The organism is Protofrankia sp. BMG5.30 (genome assembly GCF_001983005.1).
In the GTDB taxonomy this organism is placed as follows: Bacteria; Actinomycetota; Actinomycetes; order Frankiales; family Frankiaceae; genus Protofrankia; species Protofrankia coriariae.
Genome location: NZ_MOME01000033.1, coordinates 13,402 through 37,031 on the forward strand (window position 1 = coordinate 13,402; position 23,630 = coordinate 37,031).

The 23,630-nt window shown below is 71.3% G+C and carries 17 protein-coding genes and 1 pseudogene; 7 read left to right on the forward strand and 11 right to left on the reverse strand.

Annotated features, from left to right (window positions below; all coding sequences use genetic code 11):
• Positions 1-106: 106 nt before the first annotated feature.
• Positions 107-892 carry a hypothetical protein gene (locus BL254_RS17390; protein ID WP_076844091.1) on the reverse strand — a complete coding sequence of 262 codons (786 nt, stop codon included), beginning with the start codon at positions 890-892 and terminating at the stop codon, positions 107-109.
• Between BL254_RS17390 and BL254_RS17395 the strand changes: the two genes are divergently transcribed.
• The 3 genes and pseudogenes from BL254_RS17395 to BL254_RS29560 all read left to right on the forward strand — a co-directional run.
• Positions 867-1,757, forward strand: a complete 891-nt coding sequence (locus BL254_RS17395) for a hypothetical protein (RefSeq protein ID WP_139342362.1) — start codon at positions 867-869, stop codon at positions 1,755-1,757. The genes BL254_RS17390 and BL254_RS17395 overlap by 26 nt on opposite strands.
• Positions 1,754-2,170, forward strand: coding sequence for a hypothetical protein (locus BL254_RS17400; RefSeq protein WP_052914493.1), 417 nt, complete (start codon positions 1,754-1,756; stop codon positions 2,168-2,170). Before BL254_RS17395 ends, BL254_RS17400 begins: the two co-directional genes overlap by 4 nt.
• Positions 2,167-2,445 (forward strand): annotated as a pseudogene (locus tag BL254_RS29560) (DUF6177 family protein); the annotation flags it as partial. The gene BL254_RS17400 and the pseudogene BL254_RS29560, both read left to right, overlap by 4 nt.
• A gap of 85 nt (positions 2,446-2,530) precedes the next feature.
• Here BL254_RS29560 and BL254_RS27825 read toward each other — a convergent pair.
• The 10 genes from BL254_RS27825 to BL254_RS17450 form a co-directional block, all read right to left on the reverse strand.
• A complete protein-coding gene (locus BL254_RS27825; RefSeq protein WP_254858254.1) occupies positions 2,531-5,038 on the reverse strand; it encodes a glycosyltransferase family 39 protein in 2,508 nt (835 codons plus the stop codon).
• A gap of 253 nt (positions 5,039-5,291) precedes the next feature.
• Positions 5,292-7,202, reverse strand: coding sequence for a 4-hydroxy-3-methylbut-2-enyl diphosphate reductase (ispH, locus tag BL254_RS17410; RefSeq protein WP_371390826.1), 1,911 nt, complete (start codon positions 7,200-7,202; stop codon positions 5,292-5,294).
• Positions 7,199-9,178 carry a prenyltransferase/squalene oxidase repeat-containing protein gene (locus tag BL254_RS17415; protein WP_076844098.1) on the reverse strand — a complete coding sequence of 660 codons (1,980 nt, stop codon included), beginning with the start codon at positions 9,176-9,178 and terminating at the stop codon, positions 7,199-7,201. The genes ispH and BL254_RS17415 overlap by 4 nt, the downstream gene beginning before the upstream one ends.
• Positions 9,179-9,238: 60 nt before the next feature.
• Entirely contained in the window at positions 9,239-10,255 is a 1,017-nt protein-coding gene (locus tag BL254_RS17420) for a polyprenyl synthetase family protein (protein ID WP_013872643.1), read from the reverse strand.
• Positions 10,252-12,126: a hydroxysqualene dehydroxylase HpnE gene (hpnE, locus tag BL254_RS17425; RefSeq protein ID WP_083731172.1), complete on the reverse strand. Its 1,875-nt coding sequence runs from the start codon at positions 12,124-12,126 to the stop codon at positions 10,252-10,254. Before hpnE ends, BL254_RS17420 begins: the two co-directional genes overlap by 4 nt.
• 113 nt (positions 12,127-12,239) lie before the next feature.
• On the reverse strand, positions 12,240-13,145 hold the full coding sequence (gene hpnD, locus BL254_RS17430; protein WP_047222575.1) for a presqualene diphosphate synthase HpnD: 906 nt from the start codon (positions 13,143-13,145) through the stop codon (positions 12,240-12,242).
• Complete coding sequence (gene hpnC / locus BL254_RS17435) at positions 13,142-14,167, reverse strand: squalene synthase HpnC (RefSeq protein ID WP_076844100.1); 1,026 nt, start codon at positions 14,165-14,167, stop codon at positions 13,142-13,144. Before hpnC ends, hpnD begins: the two co-directional genes overlap by 4 nt.
• A 604-nt stretch (positions 14,168-14,771) precedes the next feature.
• On the reverse strand, positions 14,772-15,602 hold the full coding sequence (locus BL254_RS17440) for an SDR family oxidoreductase (RefSeq protein WP_047222573.1): 831 nt from the start codon (positions 15,600-15,602) through the stop codon (positions 14,772-14,774).
• Positions 15,603-15,977: 375 nt separating this feature from the next.
• Positions 15,978-16,397, reverse strand: a complete 420-nt coding sequence (locus BL254_RS27250) for a DUF192 domain-containing protein (protein ID WP_217699309.1) — start codon at positions 16,395-16,397, stop codon at positions 15,978-15,980.
• A 385-nt stretch (positions 16,398-16,782) separates the two neighbouring features.
• Positions 16,783-17,424 carry a TetR/AcrR family transcriptional regulator gene (locus BL254_RS17450; protein ID WP_371390830.1) on the reverse strand — a complete coding sequence of 214 codons (642 nt, stop codon included), beginning with the start codon at positions 17,422-17,424 and terminating at the stop codon, positions 16,783-16,785.
• 175 nt (positions 17,425-17,599) lie between these two features.
• Here BL254_RS17450 and BL254_RS17455 point away from each other — a divergent pair, with 175 nt between their 5' ends.
• The 4 genes from BL254_RS17455 (at position 17,600) to BL254_RS17470 (ending at position 23,577) form a co-directional block, all read left to right on the forward strand.
• Entirely contained in the window at positions 17,600-19,873 is a 2,274-nt protein-coding gene (locus BL254_RS17455) for an MMPL family transporter (protein WP_076844102.1), read from the forward strand.
• Positions 19,874-20,208: 335 nt separating this feature from the next.
• A complete protein-coding gene (locus tag BL254_RS17460; RefSeq protein ID WP_076844104.1) occupies positions 20,209-22,110 on the forward strand; it encodes a DUF4012 domain-containing protein in 1,902 nt (633 codons plus the stop codon).
• A gap of 100 nt (positions 22,111-22,210) precedes the next feature.
• Positions 22,211-22,600, forward strand: coding sequence for a hypothetical protein (locus BL254_RS17465; protein WP_139342364.1), 390 nt, complete (start codon positions 22,211-22,213; stop codon positions 22,598-22,600).
• A gap of 248 nt (positions 22,601-22,848) precedes the next feature.
• Complete coding sequence (locus BL254_RS17470; protein ID WP_076844106.1) at positions 22,849-23,577, forward strand: hypothetical protein; 729 nt, start codon at positions 22,849-22,851, stop codon at positions 23,575-23,577.
• Positions 23,578-23,630 lie beyond the last annotated feature (53 nt).

The following is a 23,630-nucleotide window of genomic DNA, read 5'->3' on the forward strand; positions in this document are numbered from 1 at the left end:
CCCGGCAATCGCGAACGGAGCCGTGCCGTCGAAAAACAGAGGCGACCGGGGGCGAAAGCCACGTCATCGCTCCGTTCCCGGATCTGGGACGCCCCCCGGTGGGGGGTCAGTTGCGTACCGCCCGGTCGAGGAGGTCGGCGGCGAGGCGGGCGGTGCGTTCCCGCGTGGTTTCCGCCAGCAGGGGCGCCTGGATCCTTCCGCCTGCCGCCAGGTGCCGGTCGTAGGGGATGGTCAGCACACCCGCGCCACCGACCCGCAGGCGCGCCGCCGCTTCGTCGAGGTCGACGGCCATGTGGGGCGCGGTGGCCGTCAGGACGACCACGGCTCTGGCCAGCGCTTCCGGGCGGAACCGGGTCAGCATGTTGCGTGTCGTCGTCACGCCCTCGGCCRTGGCCGGCGCCACCAGAGCTGTGGCATGCGCCCCGGCAAGCACGGTACGGGCCAGCTCGCTCGGCATCGTGTCGCAGTCCACCACAGTGATCGCGAAGTATCGGTTCAGGGTCATCGCCACGGACTCGTAGAGCGCCGGATCGACCTGCCGCTGGCCGGTGGGCACCAACCAGTAGCCGTCGGACAACGCGACCAGGTATTCGACGACCCGCTCGAAGGACATCGAAGGGGCGACGATCCTGGCCAGATCGCCGAGAGGAAAGCGAGCCTCGGGTGCACCGAGCCGGTCGGGTAGAGTGCCCAGCCCCGGATCAGCCTCCACGATGAGCACCCGATCGTGCCGGTAGTGCGCGAACGCGGCGCCAAGCAGCGCGGACGCCGTGGTCTTGCCCGCGCCGCATCGGATAATCGAACGCCGGCTCGACGAGACGATCCGGGACGGCCGTCCCGGTCGGGCGCTCACCGACCGCAAGCTGATGGCGCATGTCGCGCTGCCCCGCATCGACTCGGTGCCCGAGCCCGCGAGCCTTGGCCCCGGGCTCGTCCAGGCGGTGCGAGCGGCGCGGTCCGCGTGGGTCGGCCCCCGTGCCCCCGGGGTGCGGGTGCTGCCCGCCGTGCTCCCGGCCGGTGAGCTGCCCGGCGCGCGGGCCTGCCCCACCGCCATCTCGATCGGCGTCAGCGAGGCCGATCTCCAGCCGGCCACCGTGGATCTCTTCGGCGCCGACCAGCACCTCGTGGTGCTCGGGGACAGCGGATGCGGGAAGACCAACCTGGTACGGCTGATCGTCAACGCCCTCGTCGACCGGTACAGCGACACCGAGCTCGTCTTCGCGATCTTCGACCCGCGCCGGGGGCTGCGCCGGGACGTGCCGGAGAAGTACGACGGCGGCTACGCGCCGAACGCCGCCCTGGCGCAGGGACTCGCCACGGCCGTCAGCGGCGAACTGGCCAAACGGCTTCCCGACGACCCCACCGCCACCGTGTCGGGCGACGTGTCGGGCGAGCRCACCTTCGCCGGCCCCCGGATCGTGCTGCTCGTCGACGACTACGACATGCTCGTCGCCGGCAACAGCCAGCCGCTGAGCCCGCTCGTACCTTTCCTCGCCTCCGCGCGTGACATCGGGCTGCATGTCGTGATGACCCGCCGGGTCGCCGGTGCGGCCCGTGGCCTCTACGAGCCGTTCACTCTCAGCCTGCGGGAGTCCGGCGCCGTCGGCCTGGTGATGTCCGGGGACCGCGGCGAGGGATATCTCTTCACCGGTGTGCGGGCGTCGAGCATGCCACCGGGCCGCGGGCTGCTGGTCCGGCCCGGCATGCCGGCACACACAGTCCAGACGGCCCTGGCAGCAGAGGACAGCGGGAAATGACCGTCGACGTGATCGCGCTCTGCCGCGTCAGGCCCGACATCGAGGCATCGGTCACCGCCCTGGTCGCCGCCAGTCCACGGCTGCGGGTCGTACCGGTCTCCCACGGCGCCGTCATACAGCTCGCCGACGATGACGGCCGGCCGCTCGTGTCCATCGAAGGCCCCGTGCTCGTCCAGGTCCCGGGCGAAGCCCAACGGCTACTCGGACCCGAAGTAACCATGATCGATTCTCCGTTGTGGTGGGTGGAGGCACGCGCCACATCAGCCCGGGAAGGGGCCGAGGACATCGCACGGCGATTCGCTCACCAACTGGTCCGCCTCCTCGGCGGCGTCGTATGGCCGATCCAGGACGAAGGCTCTGAAAAGCCGGGAAGTGCCGGAAGCCCCGCGGGTGTCAGCGCAGTGACGCCATGAGCCACCCCTCCATCGACGTTCTCACCGCTCAGGCCGCCATCGCGCTACAGGACCGTCCGGTGGTCGGCCTGTCCTCCTGGCTCGCCGACGTGGTCGCGCTGTGCCTGCGAACCAACCAGCATTTTCAGGTCGTCACACCGCCGAGCAGCCGCATCACCTTTCCGCTGGAAACGGTTCTCGGTGGCCACGGCGCCCGCTGGGTGATCCGCTCCGACAACGGCGCCGAATACTACGACGGGCTTCGGGGAGAGGCGCTGTACTGGGACGGCGGCAGTTTCCAGCCCACCGGCTGGCCCGCTCCCCTGGGCGGTTTCTCGGTGTGCCCTTCCGCAGGATCGCCGGATACCTACCAGGCACCCGTCATCGGTTCGCCGGTTCCGGGAGCGGTATCGGCTCAAGGGCGACATCGAGCGTGCCGGTCAGAGCGACCTGCTCCCAGGCGTCCGCGGGGAGTTCCGGCGTCTGCCGGAAGCCCGCGCCGGGAGCCAGYAGGACCAGGGAACCGTCGGATCGTCGTTGCAGGGGGATGCGTTCCTCCCACCGCCACGGCCCAGCCAGATCGGGCGTGCCGCCCGCGACCAGCCCCACAACCAACTCCGCGGCAGGGCCCACCTCAACAGGGCCCACCTCGGCAGGGTCCGTGTCGKCGGCGGACCCGCCCGCCCCGGGCCGCGGCAGCCCGCCCAGGCTGGAGTCGGAGCGTCCGTCCAGTGTCCAGGTCACCGTGCGTGTCGCGCCGGAGGCGTCCGTGCCGGTGGCGAGCGGGTAGGTCTGCGCCCGGTCGCCGAGACGCAGGTAGAGCTGCGCGTAGGGATGGCCGGCGGGGACAGTCACCGACACCCGGACGTTGATCGTCCTACCGGTGACCGTGCGCAGCTCGACGAACGAGCCTCGCGGGCTGCCGGGCCCGTCCGCGGTTGGCAGCCCGTCCGCGGCCGGCAGTTCGTCCGGGCRCAGCCGGTACAGCCGACGCTCCGGCATCCGTGCGGCGAGCCCCACGATGGCCGGGCCGATGTCCGCGGCGTACAGCACCTCGTCCGACAGGTCCGGGCTGTTGCGCAGGAGATGGTAGGGAACCTGGGTGTACCAGCTCGGGAGCGGCGGGGCGACGATCACCACCGCAGGCCCGCCGAGATCGTCGGGGACGAGGCCGAGCACATGCTCGTCCACCGTGTTCACATACTGCTGGACCCGGACCTTGCCGGGGATGGCGGGCACGGTCACAGCCGCCAGCGCCAGCAGGCAGCCGCCGGCCACCAGCGCGCGGGCCGGCAGGCCACGGGCCGGCCGTGGGAGGAAGCGGCCGGGCAGGCGGCGCCACAGCCAGCACGCCCCGGAGGCGGCGAGGACGACGACGGGTGTCAGCGCCGCCATGTGGTAATGCGGGCCGATGCCGTCGCGCAGGCTCGGCATCGCCATGGCACTGCCCCACCAGAAGAAATACGCGACAAAGACCAGCAGCACGTTGGCGGCGAGCAGCAGCCGGGCGCGACGGCGCTCCGCCACCAGCAGGCCGACTATCGCGAGCACGACCAGCGCCCGGCCGCCGAAGAGCCAGCCGGGCGCGGCGGCGACGGTCTCCTCCCACGCCTGCAGCGCGAGCCGGCGGGTGAAGAGGAACGACGGTTCGGACGGCAGGATCCGGCGCTCACCAAAACCGAAACGATCCAGCGGGTCGGCGGCGGCCAGCGGCAGCAGCAGCACCGATCCGGTGACATGTCGGCAGAAGGCGGCCACGGCCACGGCGAACGGCAGCGCCCCGAGCCCGATCCACCAGGTGTGGCGCAGCAGGGCACGCGGTGACAGCCGCCGCCGGCGGCCCGCCAGCAGCCGCCCGCCAGCGGAAAGCCCACCGCTGAGAAGACCACCGGCGAAAAGGCCGCCGGTGAGAAGGGCACCGGCGGGAAGGCCCTCGGTGAGAAGGGCACCGACGGAAGGTACGCCGGTGACGCAACGTGCTGTCACGATGAGCGCACAGACCAGCGTCACCAGCAGGGCGTCGAACGGGCGGGCCGTCGCCGCGAGGCCGAGCGCCACGCCGCCGGCCAGCAGCGACAGGCGCGAACCCGTGCGGGTGCCGCGCGCCACCTCGGCGATCGCGATCGTCAGGGCCGCCGCGGTGAACGCGTACGCCATCGGCAGCGCCGTGTGCACGACCACCAGCGGGGAGAACGCCAGGAACGCGGCGGCGAGGAGGGCGGTGGCCACATCGTCGAACAGCTCCCGGGCAAGGCGGTACACCCCGATCACCCAGACCGCCGCCACCAGCGCCGGAGCGACGATCATCGTCCCGAACAGCAGTTGGGAGGCGGCCAGCATCGCGGGCCAGCCCGGCAGGTACTTGGTGAACACCCGCCCGTCGTGGACGCCGGTCAGCCAGGGGCGGAAGAACGGCTCCGCCAGGTTCTGGTCAAGGGTGAGCTGCCCGTGCAGCAACATCCTGGCCTGCATGACATAGGCGGCCTCGTCCGCGTCACCCGAGCCGTGACGGAACAGCGTGCTCTGCAGCAGCATGCTCGTCACAAAGGACAGCGCGGCAAGGCCGGCGAGCGCGAGGCCGGCCCGGGACGGCCGCCATCGCCGGCCCAGGCGCTGCCACCTGCCCAAGCTCCGCCACCCGCCCAGGCGCTGCCGCCAGCCCGGGCCCGGCTGTCGGCCCGGGTCACGCCGTCCGCCCAGCAGCCGTCGCAGCGGGCCACGGGCTCCCGGAGTACGACCGGTGGCCGTCCCGACGTCCGCCAGGGTCTCGAGGTCACCGGGGGAGCCAGGGGAGTCGAGAGAGCCGAGGTTGCGGTGCGACGACGACGGGTCCGCGAGAACCCCGCTGGTCGACATCTGGCGCATCCGGTGGACCGTAGCAGAAGTCACATCCTGTGCTTTTCACCGCATACTCACAAAGCTGCGCCAAAGACAAAGAATGTGACTCCCCGTAGCTGAACACGCCGTTTCAACTACGTCAACCATTTCTCCATCAACTATTTCTATGTCAACTACCACGGGCCTCACCGCGTCGGAGAAACGCCGATTCCCCGACCGAAACCGACCGGGGAATCGATACGCCACGGGAACCAGGGGCGGGAAACAGCAGAGGGTGGCCAGCGGACCAGCTACCCGGCCGCCCTCACCGGGCCGGGCGGCGCAGCTCCTTGGGGAGGTGGAAGGAAATCGTCTCGGCCCCCACCGAACGCACTCCGACGGTGGTGTGGCCCAGGCCCGACAACGCCTGGGTCAGTTCGTCGACCAGGGTGGGAGGCGCGGAGGCGCCCGCGGAGATGCCGATGGTGTCCGCGCCGGCCAGCCAGCTCATCTCCACCTCGCCGACGTCCCCGACGAGATAGGCGGGCACACCCTCACGCTCGGTCACGTCGACGAGCCGACGCGAGTTGGCGCTGTTCTGCGACCCGACGACGAGAACCACGTCGGCCTCGACAGCCACCCGCCGGATCGCGTTCTGCCGGTTCGACGTCGCGTAGCAGATGTCCGCGGACCCGGGGCCGATCACGGCCGGGAAGCGGTCGCGCAGCGCGTCGACAACCTCCTCCGCCTCGTCCACGGCAAGCGTCGTCTGCATCAGGTAGGTCACCCGCTGCGGGTCGTCGACCTCCAGGTGGGCGACGTCGGCGGGCGACTCCACCAGCTTGATCTTCCCTGGTGCCTCCCCGAGGGTCCCGTCCACCTCCTCGTGCCCGGCATGGCCGATGAGCAGGACGGTGTCCCCCCGCGCGGTGAACCGGCGGGCCTCCGCGTGCACCTTCTCCACGAGCGGACAGGTCGCGTCGATCACCGACAGGTTGCGGTCACCGGCCTGGTCCCACACGGCGGGGGCGACCCCGTGCGCGGAGAAGACCACGGTCGCCCCGGGCGGCACCTCGTCGAGCTCCTCGACGAAGACCGCACCGCGGCTGGCAAGATCGGCAACCACGTGGCTGTTGTGGACGATCTGTTTGCGGACGTAGACGGGCGCGCCGTGCAGTTCCAGGGCACGCTCGACCACCTCGATCGCCCGTTCGACCCCGGCGCAGAACGCCCGGGGCTCGGCGAGCAGCACCTGCCGTGGCCCGACGGCCGCTGCCCACCGTTCGAGCACCGGCCCGAAGGTCATCATCGTCCGCAGCCCGGCGATCCCCCGGCGGGCCAGGTCGAGACGTCCCAACGGCTGCTCGGCGGTGTCGACGATGACGCGGATGATGGCCAGCGGCACCCCGTTCGCGCCTGGGGCGACCTGGGCCGACTCCATGTCCACGGCGATCGCGCCGGTGGCCGCAAGCTCGGTGCGAGCGGTGCCGACCGCAAGCCGTGGCACCGACACCACCGGGCCGACGTGCACGGTCAGCCCGGCCCGCCGCAGTTCGCCGGCGAGCAGGGGCGCGGACAGGCAGCGGGCGCTGACCGAGCCGTCGGCGGTACGGACCTCGTCGGCCACCACCACGTCCCCGGGTTTCACCCCCGGGCCGAGGCCGCCGCCGAGACCGACCAGGGCGACGGCGTCGGCTCGCGCCTCCCGGATGATGCGGGTGGAGCGGCTGGCGTGCTCCGGCCCCATACCCGTGCGGACGAGAATCGTGCCCGCGGGCAGACCCGAGCGGGCTGCGGCCCATGCCTCCAGCCGCAGCGGCGCGGCCACCACCAGGCGCGGGCGCCGCCGCGGAAGGGGTGGGCGGCCCGGCGCGGGTACGCCGAGAGCCCCGGCCCCGGCCGACCCGGCCGGAAGGCCTTCGGATGCCGGTACCGCCGGGGTCTGCGTCGGCACGTCTGCCGCCGACACCGGCGGCGTCGCCACCAGTGGTAGCGCCTTCCGTACGGAAGGCGCTGTCGGTGCCGCCGCCGGCCCTGACGCCGCCGTCGGTACGTGCGCCGGTGCGGATGGCGCCGGTACGGCCGGTGCGGGTACGACGGGTGCGGGTACGACCGGCGCGGCCGGTGCCGCGGGTGCCGGTACCGGTGCGGCCGGTCCCGCGGATGCTCGCGTCGGCGCCGTGGGGGCTTCGGCGGGAACCGACGTCCTCGATGTCTCCGGTGCCGAGAAGGTCATGATGCGGACCTGCCGCTCAGGTATCGGCCGAGCGCGGTCAGTGGGAAGACCAGCCGATACAGGTGGTAGTTGATCGAAAAGTCACCGGGAAAACCGGTGCCGGTGTAGTAGGGCTCGTCCCAGGTCCCGTCCGGGCGCTGTGTGTCGACCAGCCAGCGCACCCCACGTTCGACGGCCGAGGATGCCGGGTCGGCGGCGAGCAGCGCCAACAGCGCCCACGCCGTCTGCGACGCGGTCGCCTCACCCCGGCCGATCCACGCGTCGTCGGTGTAGGAGCGCAGGTCCTCGCCCCACGCGCCGTCGGGTCTCTGGTGCTCGACCAGCCAGCGCGACGCCCGGACGATCGACGGATGGTCGGCCGGGACGCCGGCGACGATCAGTGCCGGGACGACCGCGCCGGTGCCGTAGATGTGGTTGACCCCCCAACGGCCGAACCACGACCCGCCCGGTTCCTGGTTGTCCAGCAGCCACTGGACCGCACGTTCGGTGATCGGGCTGTTGGCCTGGCCGACCTCGGCGAGCATTTCCACGATGTGCGCGGTGACGTCCGCGGACGGCGGGTCGATCACCTCGCCGAAGTCGCAGAAGGGCAGCTTCGTGGGGAGCGTCCGGGTGTTGTCCGCGTCGAAGGCCCCCCACGCCCCGCCCGCGGAGCGCATCCCGATGGCCCAGTCGACCCCGCGGTGCCCCGCGGCCCGCAGCCGGTCCGCGAGCTGGGGCTCGGCCGCCTCGAACTCGCCCGGCGCGTGCGGCGGGCCGGCCGCGTCCCGCCCATACCCCGGGCCGAGGATGCGTTCGATGGCGAGCACCACCTCGGCGGTGTCGTCGACGTCCGGGTACAGGTCGTTGTCGAACTCGAAGGCCCACCCGCCGGGCGCCAGCGCCGGGCGTCGGACCGCCCAGTCACCGGCCACGGTGACCTCCTCGTCCGCGAGCCACCGGGCGGCACGCACCACGGCCGGGTGGTCGGCGGCCAGACCGGCGTCACGCAGGGCGACGACGGCGAGCGCGGTGTCCCACACCGGGGACTGGCAGGCCTCCAGCCGGCGGACCATCCCGGCAGGCGTCCGCTCGCGGACGGTGAAACGCTCCAGCCCCCGCAGGCCGGCAACGATCACAGGATGGTTCATGGGGTAGCCCAGCAGCGTCAACGCCATGATCGAGTACACCCAGGGCGGCTGGATGCCGCCCCAGCAGCCGTCGGCCTCCTGGCGGGCGACTATCCATTCGGCGGCCCGGCGCAGCGCATGCCGGCGGAGCAGCTTCAGCGGGCGGCGCTCGTAGCGGTGCAGCAGCGCGTCCAGGCGCTCGAACGCGCCCGGCCAGGACCGCAGCGGCGCCAGCGGCTTCGGCGGGAGGTCGACCTTGAGTTCGTCGATCCTGAAGCCGAGGGAGCGCTTCGGCCGCAACGTCCCGACGATCGTCAGCGGCACGATCGACTGCCGGGCCCAGCAGGCGAAGTCATACGGGTTGAGCGGGAACCACGACGGCAGCAGCACCAGCTCGGGCGGCATCACCGGCAGGTCGTCCCAGGACCATTCACCGAACAGCGCCATCCAGATCCGGGTGAAGACCCGGGTGCGGGCGATGCCGCCGTTCGCCCGGACGAACTCGGCCGCGGACCGCATGTGCGGTGCGTCCGGGCTGTCGCCGRCCAGGCGCAGTGCCACGTACGCCTCGAAGGTGGCGTTCAGGTCGGGCGGGCCGCCGAAGAAGGTGGCCCAGGTGCCGTCCTCGCTCTGCTGCGAGCGGATCCAGCGGGCGGTCTCCTCGGCCTCCTGCGGGGTGAGAATGCCGAGGAACTGCCGGAGCAGAAGGTCCTCGGCATCCATGGTGACGTTGGTCTCAAGCTCGCCCTTCCACCAGCCCTGATCGGACTGCAGCCCCAGCAGGTGGTCGCGGGCCCGGACGGCGGCTGCCGCCACCGTGTCGGAAAAGGTTTCGCGGGAGACTTCGTAGTCGGTGGTCGAACTCATCGGCAGCTCCCGTCCACATGTGGGTCCCGGTGCGGTACGAACAGCGGTGTCACGGCTTCGTCACCGATCCCGTTCGGTGACGAAGCGGGCCAGGGCAAGCAGTTCGGTTTCCACCAGCGGCGGCAGGGACAGCGACGCGATCAGCTTGGCGCACTCGTCGAGCTGGCGGTCGGCCTCGGCCGTGGTCCACTCCCGCCCGCCGGCGCGTTCCACCAGCCGTGCGATGTGGTGCAGCTCGCTCTCGGAAGCATCTCCCGAGGACGCGAGGAAGGTGCGCAGTTCGTCGGCGTCGGCGCCACCGGCGTCCAGCGCCACCACGACCGGGACGGACTTCTTGCGTGAGCGCAGGTCCGACAGCACGGGCTTGCCGGTCACCGCCGGGTCGCCCCAGATGCCGAGCAGGTCGTCCACGAGCTGGAAGGCCGTCCCCAGCCGGGAGCCGAACTCGGCGAGGCCGTCGACGAGCTCCGTCCGCCCGCCCGCGAGCACCGCGCCGATCGCGGCCGAGCAGGACAGCAGCGCGCCGGTCTTGCCGTCCTCCATCGTCAGAGTGTCGGCGACGGTGACGTCGTTGCGGGTCTCGAAGTACAGGTCCTCGGCCTGGCCRCGGACGAGGTCCTGCACGCCGGCGCCGAGCATGATCGCGGCGCGGCGGCCCGGCTCTCCCTCGACCTCCAGCAGCACCTGGGTCGCCAGCCCCAGCAGGGCGTCACCGGCGAGGATCGCGCCGTCGGCGCCGAAGACGGTCCAGGCGGTGGGCCGGTGGCGGCGCTCGGTGTCGCCGTCCATGAGGTCGTCGTGCAGCAGGGAGAAGTCGTGGACGAGTTCGACCGCGACCGCGCCGGGCAGCCCGACCTCGACCGCGGCACCGGCCGCCTCCGCGGACAGCAGTGCCAGTGCCGGACGTACCAGCTTTCCGCCGCCGCCCGGCAGCGGCGTGCCCTCCGCGTCGGTCCAGCCGCGGTGGTAGGCGACCACCCGGCGCAGCCGGGGATGGAGCCGGTCGACAGCGGCGCGTAGCGCCGGCACTGCCAGAGTCCGGCCCCGCTCGATCGCTTCGGGAACCAACGTGGTCATGCCGGGAATCCCCCTGTCGGTGACGCTGTCGATATCGATGTTGCGTTCGGAGTCGCGCCTGGAGCCGCGGTCGAGGCCGCCGCGGATGTCGGCGCCGACGTCGGCGCGGGTAGCGGAGCCTGCTCAGTGGGCAGAGCCTGCTCGGTGGACGGAGCCTGCTCGCTGGGCAGGGCCGGCGGTGCCAGCGAAGTAGGCGGCACCGGCGGGGCCGGCGGAGCCGGCGAGGCGGGCGGAGCCGGCGAACTGGGCGGAGTCGGTGGGGTCGACGGTGGACTCGGCTGTGGGGATGCCGCCGACGGCGGCGGGGCGCTCGGTGCGCCCGTCGGCCCGGGAGCCGATGATCCCGGTGGGCTAGAAGACGACGGTCTCTCGCCAGGGACCTTGGTCTCCGGCGTCCGGGACGATTGTGACGTTTTACACGGGCTGGCCGGCGACGACCCGCATCCTCCCAACTGCGCAGGAGCACCACCGGATGTCACGACCACGGGCAGCAACCGGCGGGCCGGGCCGGGTGACGGCGGCCTGGGGCGCCAGCCACCGAGCGCCACCTTTGCCGCGGCCAGCCCGCTGCGCACCGCGCCCTCCATGGTCGCGGGCCAGTCCGTGTCGGTCCACGCACCGGCCACCGCGAGCCCGGGCAGTTCGGTGGCCGCGCCGGGACGCAGCGCCCGGGTGCCGGGGGCCTGCCGGAACGTCGCGGTGCGTTCCCGGGTGACGAACACCTCGATCGCCTCGGCGTCCCGCGCGGCGGGCAGCAGCCGACGCATCTCCTCGACGAAAATGTCACGGATCTCACCGGCGGGCCGGTCGATCCAGTCGTCCGCGGCCGACAGGGAGATCGCCAGGTACTGCGCACCCGCACGCTCGGGGTGATCGGCCACCGACTCGACGATCCCGCTGGAGGCGGTCCGGTCGAAGACCCACTGGACGGGGGACCCCACCACGGCCAGGAAGGGCCCCTGCAGCACCGGCCGATCGTAGATCATATGCACGTTGACGATCGGTGACGAGCCGAGGTCGACGAATCGTTTCGGGTCCGCCACCGCGCCCTCGGGCAGCAGGGCTGCCGCCGCCGGCGGCGGCACGGCGAGCACCACCGAGTCGGCGTCGAGCGTGCCGCTGTCGGTGACCACTCGCCACCCGGTCGCCGTCCGGTCGATCGTGCGGACCTTCACGCTGGTCCGCACGTCCGCGCCGACGTCGGCGAGCTCCGAGGCCGCCGCATCCCCGTGCAGCCGCTGGAGGGGCACCTCCGCCCAGCCGATGTCCCCGGCGTCGGCCCGCTCCAGCAGGCCGGTGCGCACGACCTTGGCGGCGAGCCCGAGGGAGGCCGCGTCCGCGGGGGCGTTGAGGGTGGCGACGGTCAGCAGTTCCCACAACGCCTCGATCGTGGCCGGTGACTGGCCCCGGCGGGCCAGCCAGCTGCCGAACGAGACACCGTCCACCTCGGGCCGGCTCGGGTCGAGCCGGCCCAGCTGGTAGGCGGCGAGCGCGGCCCGCAGCCGCTGGCCGAGCGGGAACGCGCGGTATCCCAGCAGCGCCGGGGTCAGGTGCAGCGGCGCCGGCCAGGGGATGCGGGTACGCCGCAGCCGGGCGTTCGTACCGGAGTCGGCGAGCAGCACCGGGACGTCCAGCCGCTGCTGGAGGGTGGTCAGGTGCTCGACGCCGAGCCGGCGGAGGAACCCGCGGTAGGCGGTGCAGCAGCGCATGAAGACGTGCTGGCCGGTGTCGACCCACAGCCCGTCCCTGGCGAACGAGGCGGTGGCACCGCCCAGCCGCGGCCGTGCCTCCAGCACGGTCACGTCCGCGCCGATGTCCGCGGCGGTCAGCGCGGCCGACAGGCCGGCAAGCCCACCACCGACGACGACCATCCGGTGGCCGCCCGGCCCCGGCGGCGGCGCGGCGGGCTGTGTCACAACAGACTGTGCCTGTCGTGATGCCTGTTTCGATGGCGGCGCGTCCGACGGCGTCCCGGTATCCACGCTCATGCGGCCGACACCTCCGGGCGCCCGGCCAGGCTGCGCGCGGCCACCACCGCCTTCTCCCAGCCCGGCAGCGACAGCCGTTGCTGCAGGACGGGGGTGGGGTCGGTCCTGATCCGGCGGTTGAGCCGCAGGTAGATCCCGGCCATCGCCCCGCAGCACGCGGCGCTGCGCCGGTCGAGCATGGTCAGCAGTTTCAGACCGCGCCCGTACCATTCGTCGGCCCGCTGCGCGCACTCCCGGAGGTATTCGACGAGTGCGTCCTCGGGACCGCCGAGCCGGCCGTCCGGGCCGAGGGCAAGGGTGATCCCGGCCTTTTCCAGTTCGGCCCGGGGCAGATAGATCCGGCCGGTAATCAGGTCCTCCCGGACGTCTCGGAGAATGTTGGTCTGTTGTAGGGCGATCCCGAGCTCGTCGGCGACCGTGGCGGCCCTCGCGTCCGCGTGCGCCGCCTGCGTGCCGAAGATCCCCAGCGACAGACGCCCGATGGTGCCGGCCACCCGTCGGCAGTACTCGACGAGGTCGTCGAAGGACTCGTAGGTGACCCCACGCAGATCCATCTCGACGCCGTCGATCAGTTCGCAGAAGGCGTCCACCGGGATGGGGAAGCGCCGGCAGGCGTCATCCAGAGCTATCAGAACCGGGTCGGAGCTGGCCGCGCCGAGCCCTGTGATGTCCGTCCGGGCCGCGGCCAGGCGGATGGCCTTCTCCTCGAGGGGCAGGTCACCGTCGCCGATGTCGTCGAGCCGGCGGGCGAAGGCGTACACCGCGGACAGCGCCGCCCGTTTGTCGACCGGCAGCAGCCGGATGCCGTAGGCGAAGTTGCGCGCGGCCTCACGGGTCAGCGCCTCACAGGACGCGTATGCTTCCTCTACCGTCGGCGACCGGAAACGACCGTCGGAGGTCATTCGCCACCTCCACCCGCGGCGGGCCTGTTGATGATCCCACCGCCGGTGACCAGCGGCGGCAGCACGACGCGCGCCGAACGGGCCGCCCGCCGGGCGGACGGGGTGAGCGAGGTCAGCGCCACCGCCAGGGCGTAGCGAACGATCCGTGGCTTCGGCGCGGTCGGGGCGCCGCCGAGGACGTCGCACCCGGCCCGTTCGACCGCGTCCAGCGCCGCGCGGCCACCGCCGACGAACCCGGCCAGGACCAGCCGTAGCCGGCCCTCGACCAGGCCCACCAGCGGCGTGCCCTCGTCGAGGATCCGGCGGGCGCGCAGCACCTGGAAGGCGATCAGCTCCCGTACCGCCGGGCCAGCGCTGGGGTGCGCGAGGTCTCGCTCGTGCACCCCGAAGCTGTCGAGGTCCTCCCGGGGCAGGTAGATCCGGCCGGCGGCATAGTCCTCGGCCACGTCCTGCACATGCTCGACGATCTGCAGCGCCGTGCAGACCCGGTTCGACAGCTCGACCCGGTCGGGGGTGCTGACGCCGAAGACACCGAGCACCATGTGTCCCACCGGATCGGCGGACAGGGTGCAGTAACGCAGCAGGTCATCGAAGGTGTCGTAGCGGGTGACCAGCTGGTCCTGCCGGTTGGCCGCGACGAGCCGGCGGAACGGCTCCGGCGCCAGACCGCATTCCCGGACGGTCGGTGCCAGCGCCTGGATGACCGGGAGTGTGGGCGTCCCGCCCCAGATCCGGTCAAGATCGGCTTCCAGCGCGTCGAGCAGCGCGAGCCGGTCGCCGCTCGCCTCGTCACCGATGTCGTCGACGAGGCGGGCGAATCCGTAGATGGCGAACAGGTGCTGCCGCTGCCGGGCCGGCAGGATCAGCGGAGACACCGGGAAGTTCTCGGCGGAAGCCGCCCGCAACACATCCTGGGGTGAGGACGTGAGGGCGTCCCCGGGCAGCGGCGCACCGGGAGTTCCCGCCCGCCCGCCCGTCGGCCCGCCTGGCGGCGAGCCGACCTTTGCGTCGCTTGTGGTCATGCGCCTCCCCCTCGTCAGCGGTTGGGCCTGACACGCGCCGCGGGAACGATCCGGCGGCGCGCCTGAACAGGTCTGCTCTCCAAATTCCTGAGCCTCCGGCCGCACGAAGCAATAATGATCATGCAACCTTCACCCTCACGGTCCCCCCTGGTACCCCGGAGGCTGTGAAGACCTCCGGCGACGCGCGACAGGCACGACGCCGCCGCCGTCGGCCCTCCGGTGGCCCGGGGACCGAAGGCCTCCCGGATCGGCTCCCGGGACCCCGAGCGCGAAAAACCATGGCCGTRCCACCTCCGGCCGGCCATCCGATATGCGGCACGCCCTTTTTCAGCGCGTGCCCCACATGATTCCCCGATCCAACCGATATGACCCCGTTACCGCCTGTCCGGGTACTGTGCGGACCCTCACATCCACGAGGGACACCGCCATGCCGCGGGACGTGCCGCGAGCGCCCTCCCCCACCGGTGGCCACCACTGCCGCGACATGGTCGAACAGGAGGCCGCCGGCCATGACCGTGCCGCAGCCGGGCACGGCGTCCGTCTCCTCCGTCGCGCGATGCATCACCGGCGGTCCGGGCCGGCCTCCCCGTCGTCCCGAGTGCTTCTAACCGAAGATTCCCGCCAACCGCCGGTAGAGCGTAGGCGTCACCCCGTGGACCCGGGCGGCAAGCGACAACCAGCGCGGTACCCAGATCTCGGCCTGTCCCCGCCCGGTCGCGAGCAGCATGCGCTCGGCGACAAGGCGAGCCGGTTGCAGACGTGGCCACCTGCGCACGTACGGCGCTCCACGACGGCGGAAGAAAGCGGTGTCAACGACCCCTGGAAAACACAAAGTGACCGTAACACCACGACCGGCAACCTCGGAACGCAGGGCGTCGGCGAACCCGACCAGCGCGGCCTTGGTCGCCGAGTAGGCGACCTCACCACGTACCCCCAACGCTCCGGCGACGCTGCCGACCAGCAGGATGCGCCCGTGCCCACGCTCAAGCATGGCCGGGAGCACGGCGCGGACGAGCGCCATCGGCGAGAGCACGTTGACCGCCACGAGCTCGGCAAGGGCCTCGTGGGAAAGCTGGTCGAACGGGCCGGCCGAACCAAGACCGGCCGCGCACACCAGCAGATCGAGATCGCCGAGAAGATCCTCGCTGCGGGAGGCCACCGTGGCCTCGGCGCCCGGGACCGACAGGTCCACCGCGATCCGGTGACCGGACGTGGAGGCGGCAACCTCGTCGAGCGCGACACCATTGCGGCCGACCAGCAGGACCTTGCAGTTCATCTCGCCGAGCAGCAGCGCCGCCTCTCTACCAATTCCGCTGCTCGCGCCGGTGACAAGCGCTGTCCTGGGCGGCCATCCCCGGCTGCCCGCGAAGCGGGACTGCTCGGCGACGACGTGCAGGCGGCTGTCCGGAACCGTGGGACGGGCCGGTGTATACACAACAAAACCCTCCGGTCGCGCGGTGGTCGCCTCCTCCCGGGTGGGAGACGGTCGCGGTCAGGCCCTCGGAACCTGGGTGTCGCCAGCGCTGACGACAAACGGTCGGCCCCACGTACGGCCCAGCCCTATTTCATCGCCCCACGGCCGGAACGTCCATCGTCAGGTGGACGACACGGCCCCGAAAGCCTTGTCGGACCCATCACGGCAACGATGGATCCACACCGCAAGCACTACATGACATTCGGTCAACATTCACCCAAAATTTGATTGTCGACCGATGACACCCATCACATTCGGTACACGACATCGGAACACGGATTTTTCACTGCCGACATGCCGCGGCCCGTCATCAGGCCCCGATAGACCCCGATGTGACTAGAAGAATTCAATCATATCACCCGGACGTATCCCCGCATTGCTGAAGGTGCCGCCTGGCGCCTCCACCGCTTCCGTGTAAGCGGCCTCAGCTCGGTAGATCTCACAACTGTTCGGATTCTCTTCGCCACACGGCGTCATCTCCTGGATCGTCACCACCCGCCCGTACCGGGAGAACACGATCGAGAGCGGGATCAGGGTCCGATACATATAAAAACCGTCCGTCGACTCTCTGCCGAAGACGAACAACATGCCGGTTCCGGACGGCAGCGACGTGCGGTCCATGAGCCCACGCCTACGGGCGGCCGGCGTCTCGGCAACCTCGACCGTGAGGGTCACCGCCCCCACCCGCACCCGACGGGTCGCCGGGCCCGCTCCGGCCCGCGCCAGGCCGTCGGCAGCGGGGTCACCGGTGGTCACCGCGGGTTCGGTGGCCGGCCCCCCCGCCGACGGCGGCGACCGGACCGGAGCGGTCGACAGCCGCGGCGCGCACAGCCAGACAGCACCCCCGACAGCGATCGCCAGAGTCACCACCGAAAACACGTAACGTGATCGGAGCATTATCAACAGGATACCCAACCACCTCACGACTACTACTCAAAGTCAACAAATGCTGACCAGGAGCAGCATTGCGCTCTTTCTTCACACCGCCAGCGGCCCAGCCCCGGGTATCCCCGGTATCCCCGGTATCCCCGGTGAGACAGGTRTCCCCGGTGGGAAGACAGGTATCCCCGGTGGGAACAGACGGGAGACAGCCAAGGACGGTCCGGACGGGACGTTGCCGGCGTCGAGCCGAGCCGAGGGCCTATCCGGTGGGCCCGAGAGCGTCGAGAGCGGCCTCGACGACCTCACGCCGGACGTCCTCCGGAACGAGCGGCTGATCGACACCGATCTCCCCCGGGCCGCCGCGGGCGGCGTCGACGCCCACGGCGGCCAGCGTCCGCCGCTCCAGCGCGGTGCCGAGGATGCCCGCCTGCACACAGCCGACCGCGCAGCGGGCCCGCAGGATACGTGACGGAGTGGGTTCTGGCCCGGCCAGGGCGATCACGATGGCGTCCCGGTGCGAGGCGAGGTCCCCCTTGCCGACCTGTCGGTGGATCACCGACGGGTCGTCGACAAAGGCGGACAGCACCGCGCCCGGACCGGCCATCGCCTCGACCAGACCCTCGATAATCGACCGAGCCGACACCGGTGGATCAACGCGCGAGAGATCGCTCACATGGCCGAACGCCTCCAYGAACGGCTGCACCGCTGCGTCCAGAATCATGTCCTTGGACGCGAAGTGGTAGTAGAGAGCGGCTTTCGTCATACCAAGGCGCTGTGCAATGTCACGGATTGACGTCCCTGCGTAACCTCGTTCGTTGAACAGCTGGACGGCGACGGCAAGGATCCGGTCACGCGTATCCGCAGCGTGAGAACGCGGCGCACGACCGGGCATCGTCGCCATGCACCCCTCTCAGCAGGAGGTCCGGAGCGGAAACCTGTAGCCATCCTGACAATATCCTCTCCTACTGACCGATCGGTAGACTACCCCGATCGACCGATCGTCCAGAACGCCCGGGGATACCGGCGTTCTGGGCTGACACTGACCCGTCCATCGGCCCAGACCCGGGGGGAAACCCGTGGCATCGCTCGCGCGTTGGTGCTTCCGTCACCGCTGGATCGTCCTGCTGCTGTGGTTCGCGGCCCTGCTTGGCTTCGGGACGGCCGCATATGCTGCCGGCACGGACTACAAGAACAACTTCTCACTTCCCGGAACCGAGTCCCAGCAGGCGATCGACCTGCTCGAACGGGAGTTCCCCGCCGCCGCCGGCGAGACCGCGAGCATCGTGCTGCACGCCCGCACGGGCACCCTCTACAACCCGCTGCTCGAAGCCGACGTCGTCCCCGTGCTCGAGCGGGTCGCACGCCTGCCACACGTGGTCGCCGTGATCAGCCCGTACGACCCGGCGGGCGCCGGCCAGTTCACCCGGGACGGCCGGACCGCCTTCGCCACGGTCGCACTGGACGACCAGGCCGTCGACATCCCCCGCTCCGACCTCAAAGCGATCATCGATACCGCCCGCGCGGCCGACAGCGGGCCGCTGCAGGTCGAGGTGAGCGGGACCGCGGTCGCCATCGTCGAACAGCCGCAGCAGAACACCAGCGAGCTGCTCGGGGTGGTGGCCGCCGCGATCATCCTGTTCATCGCCTTCGGAACCCTGCTGGCGATGACGCTGCCCCTGGTCGCCGCGGTCATCGCGCTCGGCGTCGGGATGGCCGGCATCGGCCTGGTGTCCCACGTGATGTCCGTCGCCCAGTTCGGGCCGACGCTGGCGACCCTCATCGGCCTGGGCGTGGGTATCGACTACGCGCTGTTCATCGTCAACCGGCACCGTATCGGCCTGCGGGCGGGCAAGACCCCCGAGGAGGCGGCCGTCACCGCCATCAACACCTCCGGGCGGGCCGTCCTGTTCGCCGGGCTCACCGTCTGCATCGCGCTGCTGGGCATGTACGCGCTCGGGGTCACCTTCCTCTACGGTGTCGCGGTCTCCGCGGCCCTTGCCGTCTCGCTGACCATGGCCACCGCGGTCACGCTGCTCCCGGCGCTGCTGAGCTTCTACGGGATGAAGGTGCTCGGCCGGGCCGAGCGGGTGAAGCTCGCACACATGGGCCCCGAACCCGAACACCCGTCCGGTTTCTGGTGGCGGTCGTCCCGCCGGATCGAACGGCGCCCGGTGCTCTACGCCGTGCTGTCGGCCACCCTGATCATGATCACCGCGCTGCCGTTCTTCTCGCTGCGGCTCGGCACGGCCGACGAGGGCAACGGCTCGCAGTCCAAGACGTCCCGGCGCGCCTACGATCTTCTGGTCAGCGGGYTCGGGCCCGGGTTCAACGGGCCGTTCAGCCTCGTCACGAAGATCCACTCCCCCGCCGACTTCACGGCCCTGGAGACGGTGGTCACCGAACTGCGTGCCGAGCCGGGGGTCGCCGTCGTCTCACCGCCACAGCCGAGCCCGAGCGGACAGGCCGCGATCGTGGCGCTGTACCCGAGCACAAGCCCGCAGGACGCCAGGACCGCCGCGCTGCTCAAGCGGCTACGTGGGACGACCATCCCGCAGGTGACCGCGGGCACCGCCCTGGACATCAAGATCGGCGGCGTGACCGCGACCTACCAGGACTTTTCCGACGTCCTGACCAGCAAGCTCCCGCTGTTCATGGGGGTGGTCGTGGCGCTGGCCTTCCTGCTGCTGATGGCGGTGTTCCGCAGTGTCGTCGTACCGCTGACGGCGTCGGTGATGAACCTGCTGGCGGTCGGCTCGGCGTTCGGGGTGATCGTCGCGATCTTCCAGTGGGGATGGCTCGCGGGCCTCATCGGGGTCAAGGGCGGCCCGATCGAACCCTTCCTGCCCGTGATGCTCTTCGCCATCCTCTTCGGGCTGTCCATGGACTACGAGGTGTTCCTGGTCAGCCGGATCCACGAGGAGTGGCTCGTGCGCCGGGACAACCGGATCGCGGTCTCCCTCGGTCAGGCCGAGACCGGCCGCGTGATCACCGCCGCTGGCGCGATCATGACGCTGGTCTTCGCGTCCTTCATCCTCGGGGCCGACCGGGTGATCAAACTGTTCGGCCTCGGGCTCGCGGTGGCCGTCCTCATCGACGCGTTCATCGTCCGGGCGCTGCTGGTACCCGCGCTCATGCACCTGTTCGGGAAGGCGAACTGGTGGCTGCCGTCCTGGCTGGACCGGATACTGCCGAGGGTCTCGGTGGAGTCGGCCGAGGAGATCGAGGAGATCCGTAACACCCCCGTGCCCGCCGAGGTCATCACGCCCGCGGACGAGGAGGACAGCCCCCGCGACCAGGCGAGCGCGTCCACGCACACCCCACCGACCCGCCGGGCCGACAACCACGCATAGCCCGCCGGTCCACCGGTCCACCGATTGCGCACAGCCCGCCGGCTCGGCGGGCTGGCGGACCGGGCACAGCTCGCCAGGTCGGCGCGGCAATCCGTGACAACCAATCCGCGACGATCAATCCGTGACAACATAGAACTGAAAGCAATCAGACGCGGCAACTGACACGGGGCCGGTCTGTACACCCACCATCCGCAGTTATTACGCTGCGGAGTCATGAAGAAGCAGAAGGTTGCCAAAGGGCGAGAGTTCCCGCTCGTGACGGCGGCCGTGATCGCCGCCGGATCCAAGCCGCCCTCAGGGCCGCGGCTGTCGCCCGGGCCGGAGCCGCGTCGACGGTGACCACGCCTCCGACCCGGGCCACGGACGCGGAGCAGCCTTCGCCGCTGGAGCGGGCCCGGCGGCGGCTGGGCAGAGCGCGGCTGCCGCTGCTCGGCATAGCCGCGTTCATACTGCTCCTGGCGCTGGCGATGTCGTGGACAGCGGTACGTGGCCTACTCGCGCGATCGCATCTGCGGACCGTCCAGAACGAGATCACCGCGCTGGACCAGGCGCTGCGGGCCGGCGACAAACTGTCCGGCGCCGCGCTGCGCGCCCGGGTGAACACGATCGGCACGGAGACCGCGGCCGCCCGGAAACTGACCGGTGACCCGCTGTGGGCGCTGGCCGTCCATGTCCCGACGATCGGCTGCCCCGCCCGGTCCGTCCGCTCCATGGTGACCGCGCTGGACCAGTTGCTCCAGGACTCGCGCCCCCTGCTGGACCCCACGGGATCCGTCCTCGACCTGGACACCCTGCGCACCGGCACCACCATCGACACCGACCGGATCGCGGCCGCCCGCCCGGCCGCCGCGTCCACGCACGCCGCGATCAGCCAGTTCCACCGGCGGCTCGCGGCGACGCCGAGTTGCGGGGCGATCGGAGCCCGCCTCGGGCTCGCCGACGCCCGCGAGGCCGGTCTGCGCCACGCCGAACGGCTCGAGCGCGCCGCCGCGACGCTGGAGCTGGTGACCCGGCTGGTGCCGCCGATGATGGGTGCTGACGGGCCGCGCCGCTACCTGCTGGTCGTCCAGAACCCGGCCGAGTCCCGGGCCACCGGGGGCATCATCGGGGCCTTCGGCCTGCTGACCGCCGTCGACGGCAGGCTTGGGCTCACCGGCATCTCCGGCAACGGCTACCTGCCCGGTGGGCCGACCCAGCGGGTGCCGGCCATGGCGCTCCCGCCCGAGCTCGAGGACATGTACGCGGACGCGCAGCCGACCCAGGTCTGGGCCAACGCCAACCTCACCCCGCACTACCCGACCGTCGGCAGCTTCTACACGGCGCTCTACCAGGCGGGCACGGGTGTGCGCGTCGACGGGACGATCAGCGTCGATCCGACAACGCTGTCCTACCTGCTTGCCGCGACAAAGCCAGCGGTTCTGCCGGGTGGGCGGAGCATTTCGGCCGGCTCGCTCGTCGAGCTCGTGGAGTCACGGGCGTACGCCGAGATCGGCGACGTCTGGCAGCGGGACGCCTTCTTCGCCTCCGTGGGGCGGGCCGTCTACGACGCGGTCGCGTCCGGCGCGGGAAACACCTCGGCGCTGCTGTCCGCGCTGGGGCGGGCCGCCGCCGAGGGGCGCCTGCTGGTATCCAGCAACCATCCGGCGGAACAGGAAATCCTTGAGACGACCGCGCTGGGCGGTGCGCTCCCCGACGGCGACGGCCCCTATCTCGCGGTGGTGACGCAGAATGCCGCGGCCAGCAAACTCGAMTACTGGCTGCGGCGCAGCACCGACTACCGCAGTGTCCGTCGTCCCGACGGCTCCGCGGACGTGACGATCACGATACGGCTCACAAACGCGGCCCCGGCCGGCCTGAGCGCCTACGTCCGCAACCGGAGCGACCAGCCTGTTCCTGGCCAGCCTGGCGCCGGCGGGCAGGGTGCGCCTCCAGCCGGCAATCCGGACGCGCAGAAMCTGCTGTCGCTGGCGGTGTACACCGGCGTGGGCAGCGGGCTACAGGCGGCCACCCTGGACGGGCTGCCCGTTCACCTGCACCGCGACGCCGAGCGGGGCCATCCGGTGCTTTCGACGCCCCTCCCGCTCGACCGTGGGCAGACCCGCACGCTGGTGTTGCGGATCTGGGAACCGGTGGCCAGAGCGACCCTGCTCCTGCGGCCGCAACCGCTGGCCGTTCCTGAAACCGTCACCACATCAGGTATACGTTCTGTCTCCCCCTGGTCACGGAATCCTGAATGACACGCCCAGCAGCGTAGACACGGAAAGTAACGATCTATAAGCTGACAGTGTTCATGTTCAGGCTGCTTATACCAGCAGGCCCGACAGTGGGAGTACATCCATGAGATTTCGTCGATTGGGAGCGGCCCTGCTCGCCGCCGGCTGTCTGCTGGCGCTCGGCGTGACATCGGCATCCCCAGCCGTCGCCCAGTCCTATCCACCCCCCTTCCGGTGCACCGGCTTCCTGGACAGAGGCACGGTGACACCAAGCCCGGTCGTGACCAACGCGTCCTTCACCTTCAGTGGATGTGGTTACACGCCCGGCTCGACCGTCCAGCTCTACAGCAACTTCCAGTACTACGGGAGCACGACTGCGGACGGTAGCGGCCTCTTCCAGGCCACGCTGACGGCCCCGCCCACGCGTGGTGTGCTCAGGCTCACCGCCGTCGGCCAGGCCCCCGGTGGACAGCTGCGGGTCACCGTTGCGATCGTCCGGGTCCGCGCCGGCTGACAACGGCTGCTCGGCCCGTGACCGGAGCGTCGGCCCAGGCCGTGTCCGATGGAGAGTGGTTGCCCGGACGTAGTCCGCGTGACCGAAGATTCATCGGACGCGGCCCAGGGCGATAAGCCGATCGCGGGCCGAGCCCCCTGCCGTCCCCCTAATGCCGTCCCCCATGTCGTCCCTCTACGTAATCCCCCACGTCACCTGCCCCTGACAGCACCTGCCCCTGACGACACCGCGGCAGGAGGAGTACCTCCATGAACTTCCGGGTAATTGCCGTCACCCTGCTGCTCGGCGGCGGCCTGGCTCTCAGCGCGACGCTGGGATCGCCGGCCACCGCCCAGCAGCTGCAGGAACAGCTTCCCGACTGCGCCGGCCCGGTCAGCTTCGCTTCGGTTGATCCCGAACGGGTCCTGGCGGGCGGGTCGGTGCTCTTCAGCAGCTGCGGCTTCGCGCCGGGCAGCACAGTCACCATCGACGACAACGGCGCGCGCACCCGGACCGTGACCGCGGACAACGCGGGCAACTTCGCGATCCGGCTGACCCTGCCCACCCAGGGGGACCATTATCTGACCGCCACCGGAACGCCGAAGGACGCGGTCGACGCGGCGTCGTATGCCGGGCCGGCCGACGGCGGCATCGGGGCGCAACCGACCGACACCGAGGAGCGCAAGGCCGTCGGCATGGTCTGGGTGGACGCCTCCGGTGCCGCAGCCAGCGCCGACGACGCGGACACAGCCGGGGAGGCCGGCGGGGACGCGGACGGCGCCCTTCCGGTTTCCGGTACCCAGGCCGGTGTGCTCGCGGCGGCCGCAGCGGCCCTGATCGGTGGCGGCGTGTTCTTCCGCTCGCTGCGCCGCCGAGCCCGGGACGGGGACACGCCGTCACCGACGGCCCAAGCCGTCGCCGGCGGGCCGCCTCCGACGGATCCGCGGTCGCCCGGGCCACGCCCGGACGACCGCCACCGTCCACCAGGCACGGCATAGGCGGTGCCTGACGCTCCAGGCCGTTCCTGACGGATGTTCGGTCGCGCGGGCCA

Excerpts from the sequence above, each read along its gene's own strand:
- hpnD (WP_047222575.1), bottom strand. The coding sequence starts at position 13,145 with ATGACCTCCGACGGTCGTTTCCGGTCGCCGACGGTAGAGGAAGCATAC.
- ispH (WP_371390826.1), bottom strand. The coding sequence starts at position 7,202 with ATGACCTTCTCGGCACCGGAGACATCGAGGACGTCGGTTCCCGCCGAA.
- BL254_RS17465 (WP_139342364.1), top strand. The coding sequence starts at position 22,211 with ATGAGATTTCGTCGATTGGGAGCGGCCCTGCTCGCCGCCGGCTGTCTG.
- BL254_RS17470 (WP_076844106.1), top strand. The coding sequence starts at position 22,849 with ATGAACTTCCGGGTAATTGCCGTCACCCTGCTGCTCGGCGGCGGCCTG.
- hpnC (WP_076844100.1), bottom strand. The coding sequence starts at position 14,167 with ATGACCACAAGCGACGCAAAGGTCGGCTCGCCGCCAGGCGGGCCGACG.
- BL254_RS17400 (WP_052914493.1), top strand. The coding sequence starts at position 1,754 with ATGACCGTCGACGTGATCGCGCTCTGCCGCGTCAGGCCCGACATCGAG.
- hpnE (WP_083731172.1), bottom strand. The coding sequence starts at position 12,126 with ATGGTCGTCGTCGGTGGTGGGCTTGCCGGCCTGTCGGCCGCGCTGACC.